This is a genomic window from Saccharopolyspora sp. ASAGF58, from assembly GCF_012277335.1.
GTDB classification, from domain to species: Bacteria; Actinomycetota; Actinomycetes; order Mycobacteriales; family Pseudonocardiaceae; genus Saccharopolyspora; species Saccharopolyspora hattusasensis.
On record NZ_CP040605.1, the window covers coordinates 1,190,573 to 1,206,018 of the forward strand.

The window sequence follows — 15,446 nt, forward strand, 5'->3', positions numbered from 1 at the left end:
GCGGAAACTTCACACCAACCCAACGCGCCTATGCGCGAACCCGCATGAGACCACCGACGAAGTCGGCCCACCGCGCAGCGGAAAACACCAGCACACCCCCGCCGGGATCCTTCGAGTCCCGAACCCCGACGACAGCATCCCGCCTGGCGACCTCGACACAGTTGGAACCGGAGACACTGCGACCGGACTTCCGCCAGGCGTCCCCGACAAAGGCGACTTCCACGCAGTTGGAACTCGCGGTGCTACGGCTCGACTTTCGCCAGACGGCAGCAGATAGGCCACTGGGACTCATATCTGCATGATGACACGTGGCGATCAAGCGATGAGGGCTTGAATGAACTTGATCGAGTCATCCGGCTCTTTCGCCTTGCTGGCAAGCTCATCCCACGCTGAGGAGTACACCTCCAGCTGGTCATCCTCGTCCATGAACAAGTTGACCGTCTTGTGCTCAAGCAGCACCAAGCTCGCTTCGGAGCCGTACTCCAAGATCACGACGCGACCAGGCGCGTCGTGAACTTCGGTCGTGAGTGCTGAAGCCGGTTCTTACCGGCTTCAGCACTCACGACGAGGTTGAACCTGTGGTGAACAGCGGGTGATCGAGCCCTTCGGGGCTCGATTCCGCGCTTACGCTCCTTGATCATCGGTGGGCGCGGGGAGGCGTTGCAGGTGGTCAGCTGGGGAGAGACCGTTCAGGCGTTAGCCGCCTTGTTCGGCGAGCACGTCAGCAGTTGGGTGCTCGGCGTGCTGGCCGCCGCGACCATCGCCGCTCCCGTGGTCGACCGGTTCGTCATCCGGCGCAAACGGATCCATTACCGCGTGCTCTACAACTCCAAGATCGGGTTGAGCCCCATCGAGCTGCACGACGGCGAGGTTCCGCCCGCCGATCCGCAGCTGATCAGGATCGCGCGGCTGGTGGACCGGATGAGCATCGTGATCATCCGCGTCCGCAACACCGGCAGCTTCGACATCGAAGCCGACGACTTCGCCGAGGACATCTCGTTCACCTTCGGCAAGCGGATCGTCTGGGACGCGCGGATCTCCGAGGCACCGACCAAGACCATCCGGCAGCGGATCCGCAACAACCTGGTCTTTTTCACCGACAAGCAGGATGCCGGTTCCGCCCCGAATCCGCCGAGCCTCGGCACCCTCCGGGAACGGCTCGGCCAGCGGCTGGCCAACTGGGTCGCCGCGCAGCCCGCGGCGGCCGTCGAGATCGGGCCGCAATGGCACGGGGTCCGGCTCTCGGAGCTCAGCCTGCAGCGCGGCCAGAAGTTCAAGCTCGTCGTGGTGCTGCGGGAACCGGACGACGAACCGGCGACCGGCGACGACTCCACCAGCAAGGAAATCGGCTTCGCGGGCCGGATCTCCAACGGGCGCATCAAGGACGAGAAGCAGCAGCGGCGGATCACTTGGCCGCTGGCCGTCACCGGGATCGGGGCGCTGCTGACCGTAGCGCTGGTCACCACGTTGATCACCGGGATCTTCCGGCAGGACAGCGACGTCGCGTGCGCCAGCGGCTCGCTGCGCATCGAGGGCTCCAGCGCCTTCGCCCCGATCATGAGCAACGTCGCCACCGCGTACTCGCAGGCCTGCGGCGGCGCGAACGTCATCGCACAACCCACCGGCAGCCTCGACGGCGTGCGGGCGCTTTCCGCGCCAGGGCCACAGAACGACCTCGCGGTGCTGTCCGACGGCCCGGCCCTGGAACCCTCGCCGGACCTCGTCGCGCAGCCACTGGCACTGGTCGTCTACGGCGTGGTCGTCAACGATTCGACGGGCATCGACCGGCTCACCACCGAGCAGCTCCAGGGCATCTTCGCGGGCCGGTACCGGGACTGGAGCCAGCTCCGCGACGGCGCCTCGCTGCCCATCCGCATCGTGGGGCGCGGGCAGGAATCCGGCACGAGGCAAGTCTTCGAGACGCGGGTGCTGCACGGTTCCGAGGGGCTGCTCACCTCGGACAGCTGCGAAGCGCCCGAACGAATACCGCAGGCGCAGACCACGCGGTGCGAACGCAGTTCGACGGCGCAGGTCGTCGACGAGATCGCCACCACGCCGGGTGCGATCGGCTACACCGACACGCCGGCCGCGAACATCGCCGTGGCGCAAGGCAAACCGGTCAAGATCGCGCAGCTGGACGGGCGCTACCCGGACGTTAGCAGCGCCCACCAGGGCTACCGGTTCTGGACGGTCGAATACCTCTACACGAAGGGCTTCCCGGCGAACGACTCGGTGCTCAAGCACTTCATCGACTACCTGCGCAGCGACACGGCCCGAGCGGAGCTCCGCGACGCGGGCTACACCCCGTGCATCGAACGCACCGGCCTCCCCCACCCCCTCTGCCGGGGCTCGTGAGTGCACAATGGACGTCCGCACGCCGGTCAGGGGAAGCGCGACGCTCACGGTTCGAACCGGTAGCCCATGCCTGCTTCCGTGATCAGGTGGCGGGGGTGGCTGGGATCCAGTTCCAGCTTGCGGCGGAGTTGGGCCAGGTAGACGCGCAGGTAGTGGGTTTCGTTCGCGTACTGGGGGCCCCAGACCTCCTTGAGGAGCTGCTTCTGCGCCACCAGGCGGCCCTGGTTGCGGGCCAGGACCTCCAGCATTCCCCACTCAGTCGGCGTCAGGTGGACCTCCATCCCCTCGCGCAGGACCTTCTTCGCCGACAGGTCCACCGTGAACGTCGCCGTCTCCACCACCGGTTGGTCGACGGCTTCGCTGGTGTTCGCCCGCCGGACCGCCGCGCGCAGGCGGGCCAGCAGCTCGTCCATGCCGAACGGCTTCGTGACGTAGTCGTCCGCACCCGTGTCGAGGGCCTGCACCTTGTCGGCGGAGTCAGTGCGCGCCGACAGCACGATAATCGGCACCGTCGTCCAGCCGCGCAGGCCCGCGATCACCTCGCTGCCGTCCATGTCCGGCAGCCCGAGGTCGAGCACCACCACGTCGGGTTTGCCATCGATGGCCGCGCGCAGGGCGGACGAGCCGTCCACGGCCGTCAGCACCCCGTAACCGCGCGCCGTCAGGTTGATCCGCAATGCGCGCAGCAGCTGCGGCTCGTCGTCGACAACCAGCACCCTCGTCATCGTTTCCCCTGCCCGTCAGCGGTGACCGCCGAAAGTGAGAGCACGATCGTCAACCCGCCGCCGGGAGTGTCCTCGGCGCGGATCGTGCCGTGCATCGCCGTCATGAAACCTTGTGCCACGCTCAACCCGAGCCCGACGCCGGCGACCCCGGTGTCGCCGCGCTCGCCGTGCTCGCCGAGCCGCTCGAACGGCGCGAACACGGATTCGGCCGCGTCCTCCGGCAGCCCCGGCCCGTGGTCGACGACCCGCAGCTCGACCCGCGCCGCATGCTCGCTGGCCCGCACGCTGATCCGGGCCCCGTCGGGCCGCCCGTACTTCAGGGCGTTCTGCACCACGTTGGCCACCACGCGCTCCAGCAGCCCGGTGTCGGCAAGCACCGCCGGCAGGCTCTCGTCGATGTCGACGTCGATGTGCTGCCGCCCGTCCAGCCCGGCCAGCGCGCGCGCCACCACTTCGTAGTAGCTCACCGGGCGCAGCCTCGGCGCGATCGCACCGGTCGCCAGCCGGGAGGAGTCCAGCAGGTTGTCCACCAGTTCGGTCAGCCGGTCCGCGGACTCCTCCACCCCGCCGAGCAGCTCGGCGGTGTCCTCTTCGGACAGCTGCAGGTCGGGTGCCCGCAGGCTGCTCACCGAGGCCTTGATGGACGCCAGTGGGGTGCGCAGGTCGTGGCCGACCGCCGAAAGCAGCGCCGTGCGCAGCTGGGTCGCGTCCGCGCGACGCTGGGCTTCCTGCGTGTCCGCGGCCATCCGTTGCTGGCGCAGCGCGACCAGAGCCTGCCCGGCCGCGCCTTCCAGGACCGTGCGGTCGGCCGCCGGCAGCGGCCTGCGGCCGGGTCGTTTGAACACCAGGTGCACGTCCGGGTTGACCTCGATGTCCACATCGGACTGTTCGGGCTTCGTGCAGGGTTGCTTGCCCGTGGAGGCCGCCACCTGCCAGCCGTCCTTGGTTCGCTCCAGCAGCGCCGCCGAGGTCAGGCCGAAGTTCTCCACCACCTTCTCCAGCAGCCGCGCCAGCGGATCTGGGTGGGTTAGCACGGTGCGGGCATAGGAGGTCAGCAGCGCCGCTTCGGTGCGCGCGCTGGTGGCCTGCTCTGCCAACCTCGCCGCCCGGTCGACCATGAACGCGACCAGCATGCCGACGATCATCATCGCGATCACCGTCACGAGGTTCTGCGGCTCGGCCACGGTCAACGTGTAAAGCGGCGGGGTAAGGAAGAAGTTCAGCAGCCCGCCGGAGAGCAGCGCCGCGACGATCGCCGGCGCCATCCCGCCGACCAGCGCGACTATAACGGTGACCAAAAAGTAGCCGACGACATCCGTGGACAGCGCGACGTCGCCGAAGTAGTAGGCCACCGCCGTGACCGCGCTCGGCAGCAGCACCGACAGCACCCAGCCCCACAGCTGGCGGGCCGACGACAGCGGATTCCGGGTGATCTTCTTGAGGAAACGCCGCCCACCGGCCTCGGGGTGGGTGACCATGTGCACGTCGATCGCGCCGGATTTCTGCACCGTGACGGCCCCGATGCCCTCGTCGAACAGCCGGGCCCAGCGGGAGCGCCGCGAGGTGCCGATCACCAGCTGCGTGGCGTCCGCAGCGCGGGCGAACTCCAGCAGCGCCTCGGGCACGTCGTCGCCGACTACGGTGTGGAAGCTGGCGCCGACGGCGTCGGCCAGCTTCCGGGCGCGGGCGATGCCGCTCGGCGACGCCCCCGCGAGCCCATCGCCGCGCAACACGTGCACGACCTGCAGTTCCGCGCCCGCGCGGGCCGCGATCCGGCGGGCCCGGCGGATCAGCGTCTCGCTCTCGCTGCCTCCGGTGACGGCGACCACGACCCGTTCACGGGCTTCCCAGGTGGCTGTGATCTTCTTCTCCGCGCGGTAGCGGCGCAGCGCCACATCGACCTGGTCTGCCAACCACAGGAGCGCGAGCTCGCGCAGCGCCGTCAGGTTGCCGGTGCGGAAGTAGTTGCCCAGCGCGGCGTCGACCTTGTCCGCCGCGTAGACGTTGCCGTGCGCCAGGCGGCGGCGCAGTGCTTCGGGGGTGATGTCGGCGAGTTCGATCTGTCCGGCGCGGCGCACCACCTCGTCCGGCACGGTTTCCTGCTGCCGCACACCGGTGATCGTCTCCACCACGTCGTTGAGGCTCTCCAGGTGCTGCACGTTCACGGTGGACAGCACGTTGATCCCGGCGTCGAGCAGCTCGTCGATGTCCTGCCAGCGCTTCTCGTTGCGGGAACCGGGGACGTTGGTGTGCGCGAGCTCATCGACGACGGCTACCTCCGGTTTCCGGGCCAGTAGCGCGTCGAGGTCCATCTCGGTCAGTTCGACCCCGCGGTGGCTGACGCGCCGGCGCGGCACGACCTCCAAGCCGTCGAGCAGCGCCGCGGTCTTGGCACGGCCGTGGTCCTCGACGAAGCCGACCACCACGTCCGTGCCGCGCTCCAGGCGTCGGTGCGCCTCGTTGAGCATCGCGTAGGTCTTGCCGACCCCTGGTGCCGCACCGAGGTAGATCCGCAGCTCGCCGCGCCGTGGTCCCTTCTCCGCCACGCTCTCAGCCTCCTACGACCCGCTGTTATTAGCGGACAGTCCCATCCGCTGCTGCCGCAAGGCACGCACCGTGATCAATAGACCTCCACCATGTTCGAACCGCCAACTCCGCAACGAGCTGCACGAATGCTCCGTCGTCACCCGGGTGGGGCGCAATTTCGCGAGAAATTGACGTTCACCCGGGTGACCGCACAATTCTCGCGAAATTGTGCACCCACCGGGTGACGGGCCCGGTTGATGGCGACGTTGAGGGTCGTCACGTTCACCACGCGCTCGGCGATCACCCCACCGCTGGTGTGCTCGGCGACCAGGCGCCGCACCTCGTCCAGCGGGAGGCCGGTGACGCGCGCCACCCGAGGCACCTGCAGCTCCGCGTAGGCCGGGCTGATATCCGGGTCGACGCCGCTGGCCGACGCCGTGACCGCGTCGGTCGGCACCTGCTCGGGCCGGACGCCCTCGCGGGCGGCGATCGCGCCGCGCCGCTCCTGCACGGCCGCCAGCAGGTCCGCGCTGGCTCCGCCGTAGTTGGAGCCGCCGGTGCTGGCCGGGTCGCCGGGGCCGAGGTTGCCTTCGGCGGAAGCCGCCGGGCGGGTGTGGAAGTACGGGTCGTTGGCCGGGTCGGCCGGGACCGGGTCGATGCCGATCAGCGATGAGCCGACGACCCGGCCGTCCACCACGATCTGCGAGCCCTCGGCGTTGGCCTGCAGCCCCGGGATCCGGCTGATGCCCCAGATCGCCAGCGGATAAGCCACGCCCAGCACGACCGTCGCCACCAGCAGCAGCCGCAGCCCCGCCAGGGCCTGGCGCAGCAGTGTGTTCTTCATCAGTGCCTCTCGGGTTCAGTCGGTCGGGGGCCGCAATTTCAATGGAAATCGAAGGTCCGATTTCCATTGAAATTGCGGAAGTTGTCCACAGCCTTCGGCGTGTCGTGGCCTGACACGCCGGAGATCCGCAACTTCCATTGAAATTGCGGACCAACGGGATCTCGGCACGTCTGGGACCTCCTCAGCCGATGCCCGGGATGAAGCGGATGACCAGGTCGGTCAGCCAGATGCCGAGGAACGGCGTGACGATGCCGCCGAGGCCGTAGACCAGCAGGTTCCGGCGCAGCAGCGCGCTCGCCGAGGTCGGCCGGTAGCGGACCCCGCGCAGCGCCAGCGGGATCAGCGCAATGATGATCAGCGCGTTGAAGACCACCGCGGACAGGATCGCCGAGGTCGGGGTGGCCAGCCGCATGATGTTCAGCGCGTCCAGCTGCGGGTAGATCGCCACGAACATCGCGGGCAGGATCGCGAAGTACTTGGCCAGGTCGTTGGCGATGCTGAAGGTGGTCAGCGCGCCGCGGGTGATCAGCAGCTGCTTGCCGATCTCGACGATCTCGATCAGCTTCGTCGGGTCGGAGTCGAGGTCGACCATGTTGCCGGCCTCTTTGGCCGCCGCGGTGCCGGTGTTCATCGCGACGCCGACGTCGGCCTGCGCGAGCGCGGGCGCGTCGTTGGTGCCGTCACCAGTCATCGCGACCAGTCGGCCGCCTTCCTGCTCGGCCTTGATGAGCGCCATCTTGTCTTCCGGCTTGGCCTCGGCGAGGTAGTCGTCGACGCCAGCCTCGGCGGCGATGGCCTTGGCGGTGAGCTCGTTGTCGCCGGTGACCATCACGGTGCGGATGCCCATCGCGCGCAGCTCGGCGAACCGCTCCTTCATGCCCGGTTTGACCACATCGGACAGTCGGATCACGCCGACCACACGGGTGATCCCCCCGCTGCGCTCGGCCACCACCAGCGGCGTGCCGCCCTGCGAGGCGATGTTGCCGGTCAGTTCCTCCACTTCGGATGAGATGCCGCCGGCCCACCCGCGCACCGCGCTGGTGGCACCCTTGCGGATCTCGCGGCCGTCGATGTCGATGCCGCTCATCCGGGTCTGCGCGGTGAAGGCGACCTCTTCGGCGTGCAGTTCCGGGCCCTGCGGCTTCGTCGGAAGCCCGTACTGCTCGGCGCAGTAGGCCACGATGCTGGTGCCTTCGGGGGTCTGGTCGGCGAGGCTGGAAAGCCGGGCCACCTCGGCCAGCTCGCCGAGCGTCACGCCGCCGACGGGCAGCAGCTCGGTGCAGCGCCGGTTCCCGAAGGTGATGGTGCCGGTCTTGTCCAGCAGCAGCGTGTCCACGTCCCCGGCGGCTTCTACGGCGCGACCGGACTTGGCGAGCACGTTGCGCTGCACCAACCGGTCCATGCCCGCGATACCGATCGCCGACAGCAACGCCCCGATCGTGGTCGGGATCAGGCAGACCAGCAGCGCGGTCAACGTAATCACCGACAGCAGCGAGCCGGAGTAGCCGGCCATCGGCTGCAGCGCGACCACCGCGAGCAGGAAGATGATCGTCAGCGTGGACAGCAGGATCGTCAGCGCAATCTCGTTCGGCGTCTTCTGCCGCTGCGCGCCCTCGACCAGCGCGATCATCCGGTCGACGAAGGTTTCGCCGGGTTTTGTGCTGATCTGCACGACGATCCGGTCGGACAGCACCGTGGTGCCCGCCGTGACCGCCGAGCGGTCGCCGCCGGACTCCCGGATCACCGGGGCGGATTCGCCGGTGATCGCCGACTCGTCGACGGTCGCGATGCCTTCCACCACGTCGCCGTCGCCGGGGATGACCTCGCCGGCCTCGACCACGACGCGGTCGCCGATGCGCAGCGCCGTGCCCGGCACCCGCTCCTCGGCGCCGTCGACCAGCCGCCGCGCGACGGCTTCGGTCTTGGTGCGGCGCAACGATTCCGCCTGCGCCCGCCCGCGGCCTTCGGCGACCGCTTCGGCGAGGTTGGCGAACAGCACGGTGAACCACAGCCAGCCGGCCACCGCGATGCTGAACACGTCCGGTTCGGTCACGGCCAGGACGGTGGTCAGCACCGAGCCCGCCCACACCACGAACATGACCGGGTTGGCCAGCTGGTGCTTCGGGTTGAGCTTGCGCAGCGCTTCCGGCAGCGACGTCCACAGCTGGCGCGGGCTGAACGCGCCCGCGGACATCTTCCGCGGGCCGGTTTCCGCTTGGGCCTGCTGGGGTTTCTCGAGGATGGTGGTCATGCGAGGGCCTCCGCGATCGGACCGAGGGCGAGCGCCGGAAGGAAGGTCAGCGCCGCGACGAGGACGACGGTGCCGCCGAGCAACCCGGCGAACAGCGGGCCGGTGGTGGGCAGCGTGCCTGCGGTGGCGGGCACCCGCTGCTGCTGGGCCACCGCGCCGGCGAGCATCAGCACCGCGAGGATCGGCACGAACCGGCCGAAGAGCATCGCGAGACCGAGCGTGATCTGGAAGAAGTCGCTGGTCACGGTGAGCCCGGCGAAGGCGCTGCCGTTGTTGTTGCCCGCCGAGGCGAAGGCGTAGAGGACCTCCGACAGCCCGTGCGCGCCGATGTTGTTCAGGGCGTCCCCAGTGGACGGCAACGCGAGCGCGGTACCGGCACCGAGCAGAACCATCGTGGGCATCACGAGGATCGAGATCGCCGCCGCGGTGACCTCCCGACGCCCGAGCTTCTTGCCCAGGTACTCCGGCGTCCGCCCGACCATCAGACCGGCCAGGAACACCGCGATCACGGCCAGCACGAGGATCCCGTACAGGCCCGCGCCGACACCGCCGGGCGCGACCTCGCCGAGCAGCATGTTCAGCAGCGGCACCAGGCCCCCGAGCCCGGTGAAGCTGTCGTGCATCGCGTTGACGGCACCGGTGGATGTTCCAGTCGTGGCAACCGCGAACAGCCCGGACAGGAACAGGCCGAAGCGGGCCTCCTTGCCTTCCAGCGCACCGCCGGCGGCCAGCGTGGCCGGGCCGTTCGGGTGGCTCTCGGCCCACCAGACGGCCGCGGTCATCACGGTCATGATGGCGACCATCACCGACAGCAGCACCCGGCCCTGGCGGCGGTCGCCGACCATCGTGCCGAAGGTGCGGGTGAGGGCCAGCGGGATCACCAGAATCAGGAAGATCTGGAGCAGGTTGCTGATGCCGCCGGGGTTGGAGAACGGGTGCGCCGAGTTGGCGTTGAGCACCCCGCCGCCGTTGGTGCCGAGCTCCTTGATGACCTCCTGGCTAGCGATCGGCGCCGTGGCGATCGTGTGCGCCTGCCCGTCCAGGCCGACGACGTGGATGCCGGAGGCGAGGCTCATCGCCCCGCCGAGCGCGATCAGCAGCACCGCCGCGACGACCGCGATCGGCAGCAGCACACGGGTGCACCCGCGGGTGATGTCCACCCAGATGTTGCCGATGCGGCCGGTGCCCGCAGCGGCGAACCCGCGGACCAGGGCGATCGCGACAGCCATGCCGACGGCCGCCGAGACGAAGTTCTGCACGGTCAGCCCGGCCATCTGCACGGTGTGTCCGAGGACCTGCTCCGGCACGTAGGACTGCCAGTTCGTGTTGGTCACGAAGCTGACCGCGGTGTTGAACGCCATCGCGGGTTCGACCGCGCCGCGGCCGAAGCTCAGCGGCAGCAGCGGCTGCAACCGCTGCATCAGGTAGAGCAGCGCGATGGACATGGCCGAGAAGCCGAGGACGCCGGCGGCGTAGGTGGTCCAGCGCTGCTGGGCGTCGCCATCGATGCGCACCAGCCGGTACACGGCCTTCTCGACGCGCCAGTGCTTCTCGCTGGTGTAGACCTGGGCCAGGTAGTCACCGAGGGGCCGGTAGACCACGCCGATGGCCAGGATCAGTAGGCCGACCTGGACCAGGCCGACCGTCAGGGAACTCATCAGAACTTCTCCGGCCGGATAAGTGCGACGAACAGGTAACCGATCAAAAGCAGCGCCAACACGCCCCCGGCGACGTTGGCAAGCACAGTGCTCACAAGCGCTCCAAACCGCGGAGGGTCAACGCAAGTACGAGGAACCCGCCGATCAGCAACACGGCGAAGGCGAGATCAGCCACCGCTGCGCACTCCTCACTCGAATTCGGGCCACCGGCTAGTGGTGGCCGCCTGGGATCCAGCGAAATCCCCCGTAACGGGCGCGGCCAAGGCCCATGACGGCTCCTTGACGCCTGCTCCGCGCGCATTGATGCGTTCTTGATGCGCCCGATCGAGTGAACTGGCCGCCGTCGTTTTCGGGTGGTTTCGTGGTTCCGCACGGTTTGTAAGTGGGTGACTTCACTCCGTGAGTTAGTTTCATAAATGCAACTATCTCGTTAACATTGCTAATGAAAACGCGTGTGGCGCAAAGCACCCGAAACCCGGCAGCTGCGTCCCCACGCGAGATCCACCACACGAAGGAGAACACCGACATGTGCGGCATCTCCGGCTGGATCGACTTCCAGCGCGACCTGACCCGCGAGCAGCCCACCATCGACGGGATGTGCGCGACCATGACCTGCCGCGGCCCGGACGCGGGCGGCACCTGGGTGCGCCCGCACGCCGCGCTCGGGCACCGGCGGCTGGCCATCATCGACCTGCCCGGCGGGGCGCAGCCGATGGAGGCCGCAACCCCAGACGGCGAGGTCGCGATCGTCTACAGCGGCGAGGCGTACAACTTCACCGAGCTGCGCGACGAACTGCGGCGCCGAGGCCACCACTTCGACACCGACAGCGACACCGAGGTCGTGCTGCACGGCTACCTAAGGTGGGGCGCGCAGGTCGCCGAACACCTCAACGGCATGTTCGCGTTCGCCGTCTGGGACACCCGCACCGAGCAGCTGCTGCTGATCCGCGACCGGATGGGCATCAAGCCGCTGTACTACTACCCGACCGAGCAAGGCGTGCTGTTCGGCTCCGAGCCGAAGGCGATCCTGGCGAACCCGCTGGCCGAGAAGGCCGTCGACGCCGACGGGCTGCGGGAGCTGTTCGTGATGGTCAAGACGCCGCGGCAGGCGATGTGGTCCGGCATGCGCGAGGTCGAGCCCGGCACCATCGTCACCGTCGACCGCAAGGGCCCGCGCGAGCACACCTACTGGCGGCTGCAGGCCGTCGCGCACACCGACGATCAGGAGACCTCGGTAGCGCACGTGCGCGAGCTGCTGGACGACATCGTCAGGCGGCAGCTGATCTCCGACGTGCCACGCTGCGTGCTGCTATCCGGCGGCCTGGACTCCAGCACCATCACCGCGCTCGCCGGGCTCCAGCTGGCACGGAGTGGCGAGCAGGTACGTAGTTTCGCGGTCGATTTCGTCGGCCAGACCGAGAACTTCGTGCCCGACGAGATGCGCGCCACGCCCGATACCCCGTACGTGCACGACGTCGCCGAGCACGTCGGCTCGCTGCACCAGGACATCGTGCTCGACCCGGACGCCCTGGCCGACCCCGCCGTGCGGCGCGCCACCGTGCAGGCCCGCGACCTCCCGCTGGGCCTGGGCGACCTGGACCAGTCGCTGTACCTGCTGTTCAAGGCGATCCGTGGACACTCGACGGTGGCGCTGTCCGGCGAGTCCGCGGACGAGGTCTTCGGCGGCTACAAGTGGTTCCACGACCCGCAGGCACAGCAGGCCGACACCTTCCCGTGGGTCGCCGCACGAACGCAACCCGTCAGGCGGACGAACACGCTGAGCCCGGACGTGGCGGCGGCGCTGGACCTGGAGTCCTATGTGGCCGATGCCTACCGCGAGGCCGTCAGCTCGGTCCCGGTGCTCGACGGGGAGAGCGACTTCGACCGCCGGATGCGGCAGATCTGCTACCTGCACCTGACCCGGTTCGTCCGCGTCCTGCTGGACCGCAAGGACCGGATGAGCATGGCGGTCGGCCTGGAGGTGCGGGTGCCGTTCTGCGACCACCGGCTCGTCGAGTACGTCTTCAACACGCCGTGGTCGCTGAAGACCTTCGACGGGCGGGAGAAGAGCCTGCTGCGCCACGCCACCGCCGACACCCTGCCGAAATCCGTGGTGGAGCGGGTGAAGAGCCCGTACCCGTCCACGCAGGACCCGAAGTACGCGGCGGTGCTGCAGCGGCAGGTCGCGGACCTGGTCGCGGCGGGCGACCCGGCGCTGTCCCTGCTCGACCAGAAGTGGCTGCGCGAGGCGCTGGCGCAGGACCCGACCGGGATCGACCAGGAGGCCCGCTTCACCTTCGAACGGGCCCTCGACCTGTCGACCTGGTACGACATCCACCACCCCACGGTCAAGCTCTGACGCCGAAACCCCGCCGAAACCCCGTTGCCCGCTCCCAGAAGAGGAGGGACCGAGCCCCGGAAGGACGCAATTTCAATGGAAATCGGAGGTCCGATTTCCATTGAAATTGCGGAAACGGAACTGGAGTTCCGCGATACGGGACAACTCGTTCGGATCCCGGGCACCGAACAGGATCCGGAATGTCACGTCAGATTCCGGATGTCACGCCAGATCGCGGGTGTTGCGTCGGATCCCGAATGTCACGTCAAATTCCGGATGTCACGTCAAATCCCGGATGTCACGCCAGAGCACGGATGTCACGGCAGGTCGCGGGAGGTGCGTCGGATTTGGGGTGTTGCGTCGGATTCGGGTGGGTGGATTAGGTCAGGGGTAGGAGGAGGCGGAAGGTGCTGCCTCCTTCGGCGTTGGCGTGCAGTTCCACCCGGCCGTTGTGCGCCTCGGCGATCGCCGTCGTGATCGCCAGGCCGAGGCCCGTTCCGCCGGCCTCGCGGTGGCGGCCGTCGTCGACCCGGTAGAAGCGGTCGAAGATCCGCGGCGCGTGCTCCGGTGGGATGCCCGGGCCGGTGTCGGCGACCGAGACGATCGCCACCGGTGTGCCCGCGGGCAGCTCCGCGCCCGCCGCGGCGAGGGCTCCTCCTCCGGCGGAACCCCGCGCGACCTCGACGGTGATCCGCGAGCCCGGCGGGGTGTGCATCAGGGCGTTGTTCACCAGGTTCGTCAGGACCTGGCGGAGGCGGGGGCTGTCGCCGAGCACCCGCAGCGGCTTTTCCGGTTCCCGCAGCACGATTTCCCGCTCGGGGTCGCGCGCCCGCCCGTCGTGCACCACGTCCTGCACCAGCGGAGCCAGGCCCAGGTCGACCAGGTCGATGGTGCGTTCCCGGTCCAACCTGGCCAGTAGCAACAGGTCGTCGACCAGGCCGCCCATGCGCACCGCCTCGGACTCGATGCGCCGCATCATCATCCGCACGTCCTCCGGACGGTGCTGGTCGCTGCGGCGGTACAGCTCCGCGAACCCCCGGATCGACGTCAACGGCGTGCGCAGCTCGTGCCCGGCATCCGCGACGAACCGCCGCAGCCGGAGCTCTGATTGCTCGCGCTGCTGCAACGCGTCCACCAGCCGCCCGAGCATCGTGTTCAGGGCCGCGCCGAGCCGCCCGGTCTCGGTGCGCGGGTCCTGATCCGGCACACGTCGATCGAGCTGCCCGGCCGCGATGGCATCGGCGGTTTCCTCGATCCGGTTCAGCGGCCGCAGGCTGAGCCGCACCGTCAGCGCCGCCGCCACAGCCAGCACGAGCAGCACACCACCTGCGACCACCAGTTCGATGACGATCAGCTGGCGCACCGTCGCATCGACGTTGGCGAGCGACAGCGCGAGCACGGCATGCCGCCCGTCGGGCAGCGTGATCTCGCGCACCCGCCAGGCTGCGCCGCCAGCCTGATCGGGCACCGTCTTGATCTGCGGGCCCCGCTCCGGGGTCCGCAGCACCGGCCCGCCAAGATCGCCCGAGGTCTGCCCGAGTACCCCGCCGACCTGCGCGCCGGCCGAGTCGAAGATCAGCACCCGGAATTCGGTGGGCAGGTCGCCTCGCCCGGGGCTTTCGGCCAGCCCGCCCCTGGGCGGTTCCGGCGGCGGCCGGAACCCGCGCTCCCACGGCCCGGACAGCTCCGCCAACCGGTCGTCGGTGCGCTCCAGCAGCGACCGGCTCAGCAGTGCGGTGCTGGTCACGCCTACCAGGAACAGGCCGATCACCAGCGCCCCGACCAGCACTAACACCAGCCGCCCGCGCAGCGTCCGGAACACGACCGTCATCGCTGCTCCGGAGGCAAGCGCAGCACGTAACCCACGCCGCGGATGGTGTGGATCAGCGACGGGGACACCGAGTCGACCTTGCGCCGCAGGTAGCTGATGTAGGACTCGACGATCCGGCTGTCCCCGCCGAACTCGTAGTTCCACACCCGGTCCAGGATCTGGACCTTGCTGACCACCTTCTCGGCGTTGATCAACAGGTAGCGCAGCAGCTTGAACTCGGTCGGCGACAGGCTCACCAGCCGTCCCGCCCGGCGGACCTCGTAGGTCTCCTCGTCCAGTTCGAGGTCGTGGTAGCGCAGCCGCGAGTCGTTGACCTGCGCGGGCTGCACCCGGCGCAGGATCGCGCGCAGCCGCAGCACCACCTCGTCGAGGCTGAACGGCTTGGTGACGTAGTCGTCGCCACCGGCGGTCAGACCGGCGATGCGGTCCTCGACGGCGTCGCGCGCGGTCAGGAACAGCACCGGCACGGCGTTGCCGTTGGCCCGCAGCGCGGAGGCGACCGAGAACCCGTCCCGGTCCGGCAGCATCACGTCGAGCACCACGATGTCTGGCCGGAACTCCGCCGCGGCCCGCAGCGCGTCGGCGCCGGTTCCCGCGCCGCGCACCTCGAAGCCGCTGAGCCGCAGCGCTGCGGTGAGCAGCTCCAGGATGTTGGGCTCGTCGTCGACGACCAGCACGCGCGCACTGTTGGTATCCGCCACGCCGTCAAGCATCGCCCACCTCCCTGGGAGAAAGCTGGAAGGAACCTGGGAACCGGATTCGTACCCCGGAGATCACCGCCGCGCATCGCATCGGGCCGATGTTTCGCAGCTGATCGCCCGTGAGTACGTTGGGCTGCTACCGCGACCACGGGCCCTGACCAGGCAGGACACGGGGCTGTCCGGGGTGAGTGCGCAGCCTGAGCGCGCACCCACGCCG

At 69.1% G+C, this 15,446-nt stretch carries 11 protein-coding genes and 1 pseudogene; 2 read left to right on the forward strand and 10 right to left on the reverse strand.

The features are described from left to right. Positions 1 to 28 precede the first annotated feature (28 nt). Both FDZ84_RS05370 and FDZ84_RS05375 read right to left on the reverse strand, forming a co-directional pair. On the reverse strand, positions 29 to 292 hold the full coding sequence (locus FDZ84_RS05370; protein WP_168584976.1) for a DUF397 domain-containing protein: 264 nt from the start codon (positions 290 to 292) through the stop codon (positions 29 to 31). Between the two features lie 23 nt (positions 293 to 315). Continuing rightward, a pseudogene (locus FDZ84_RS05375) lies at positions 316 to 501 on the reverse strand (Scr1 family TA system antitoxin-like transcriptional regulator); the annotation flags it as partial. A gap of 165 nt (positions 502 to 666) precedes the next feature. On the opposite strand from FDZ84_RS05375, the gene FDZ84_RS05380 reads away from it, so the two are divergent. Continuing rightward, on the forward strand, positions 667 to 2,355 hold the full coding sequence (locus FDZ84_RS05380; protein ID WP_246868818.1) for a PstS family phosphate ABC transporter substrate-binding protein: 1,689 nt from the start codon (positions 667 to 669) through the stop codon (positions 2,353 to 2,355). 44 nt (positions 2,356 to 2,399) lie between these two features. Here the strand turns inward: FDZ84_RS05380 and FDZ84_RS05385 are convergent, their stop codons facing one another. The 6 genes from FDZ84_RS05385 to kdpF all read right to left on the reverse strand — a co-directional run bounded on the left by FDZ84_RS05385 (position 2,400) and on the right by kdpF (position 10,454). After that, on the reverse strand, positions 2,400 to 3,080 hold the full coding sequence (locus tag FDZ84_RS05385; RefSeq protein ID WP_168584979.1) for a response regulator: 681 nt from the start codon (positions 3,078 to 3,080) through the stop codon (positions 2,400 to 2,402). After that, positions 3,077 to 5,626, reverse strand: coding sequence for a sensor histidine kinase KdpD (locus FDZ84_RS05390; protein ID WP_168584980.1), 2,550 nt, complete (start codon positions 5,624 to 5,626; stop codon positions 3,077 to 3,079). The genes FDZ84_RS05385 and FDZ84_RS05390 overlap by 4 nt, the downstream gene beginning before the upstream one ends. Before the next feature lie 137 nt (positions 5,627 to 5,763). Next, the gene (locus tag FDZ84_RS05395) at positions 5,764 to 6,450 is read right to left on the reverse strand and encodes a potassium-transporting ATPase subunit C (RefSeq protein WP_246868819.1); all 687 of its coding nucleotides are present in this window, start codon (positions 6,448 to 6,450) and stop codon (positions 5,764 to 5,766) included. Positions 6,451 to 6,631: 181 nt separating this feature from the next. After that, on the reverse strand, positions 6,632 to 8,701 hold the full coding sequence (gene kdpB, locus FDZ84_RS05400) for a potassium-transporting ATPase subunit KdpB (RefSeq protein ID WP_168584981.1): 2,070 nt from the start codon (positions 8,699 to 8,701) through the stop codon (positions 6,632 to 6,634). After that, positions 8,698 to 10,359 carry a potassium-transporting ATPase subunit KdpA gene (kdpA, locus tag FDZ84_RS05405; RefSeq protein WP_168584982.1) on the reverse strand — a complete coding sequence of 554 codons (1,662 nt, stop codon included), beginning with the start codon at positions 10,357 to 10,359 and terminating at the stop codon, positions 8,698 to 8,700. The genes kdpB and kdpA overlap by 4 nt, the downstream gene beginning before the upstream one ends. Continuing rightward, complete coding sequence (kdpF, locus tag FDZ84_RS05410; protein WP_010305839.1) at positions 10,359 to 10,454, reverse strand: K(+)-transporting ATPase subunit F; 96 nt, start codon at positions 10,452 to 10,454, stop codon at positions 10,359 to 10,361. The genes kdpA and kdpF overlap by 1 nt, the downstream gene beginning before the upstream one ends. 431 nt (positions 10,455 to 10,885) lie before the next feature. Between kdpF and asnB the strand changes: the two genes are divergently transcribed. Next, on the forward strand, positions 10,886 to 12,718 hold the full coding sequence (gene asnB, locus FDZ84_RS05415) for an asparagine synthase (glutamine-hydrolyzing) (RefSeq protein ID WP_168584983.1): 1,833 nt from the start codon (positions 10,886 to 10,888) through the stop codon (positions 12,716 to 12,718). Positions 12,719 to 13,076: 358 nt separating this feature from the next. On the opposite strand, the gene FDZ84_RS05420 is transcribed toward asnB, so the two are convergent. Next, positions 13,077 to 14,528: a cell wall metabolism sensor histidine kinase WalK gene (locus FDZ84_RS05420; RefSeq protein ID WP_168584984.1), complete on the reverse strand. Its 1,452-nt coding sequence runs from the start codon at positions 14,526 to 14,528 to the stop codon at positions 13,077 to 13,079. After that, entirely contained in the window at positions 14,525 to 15,241 is a 717-nt protein-coding gene (locus tag FDZ84_RS05425; RefSeq protein WP_168584985.1) for a response regulator transcription factor, read from the reverse strand. Before FDZ84_RS05425 ends, FDZ84_RS05420 begins: the two co-directional genes overlap by 4 nt. Between the last annotated feature and the right edge of the window lie 205 nt (positions 15,242 to 15,446).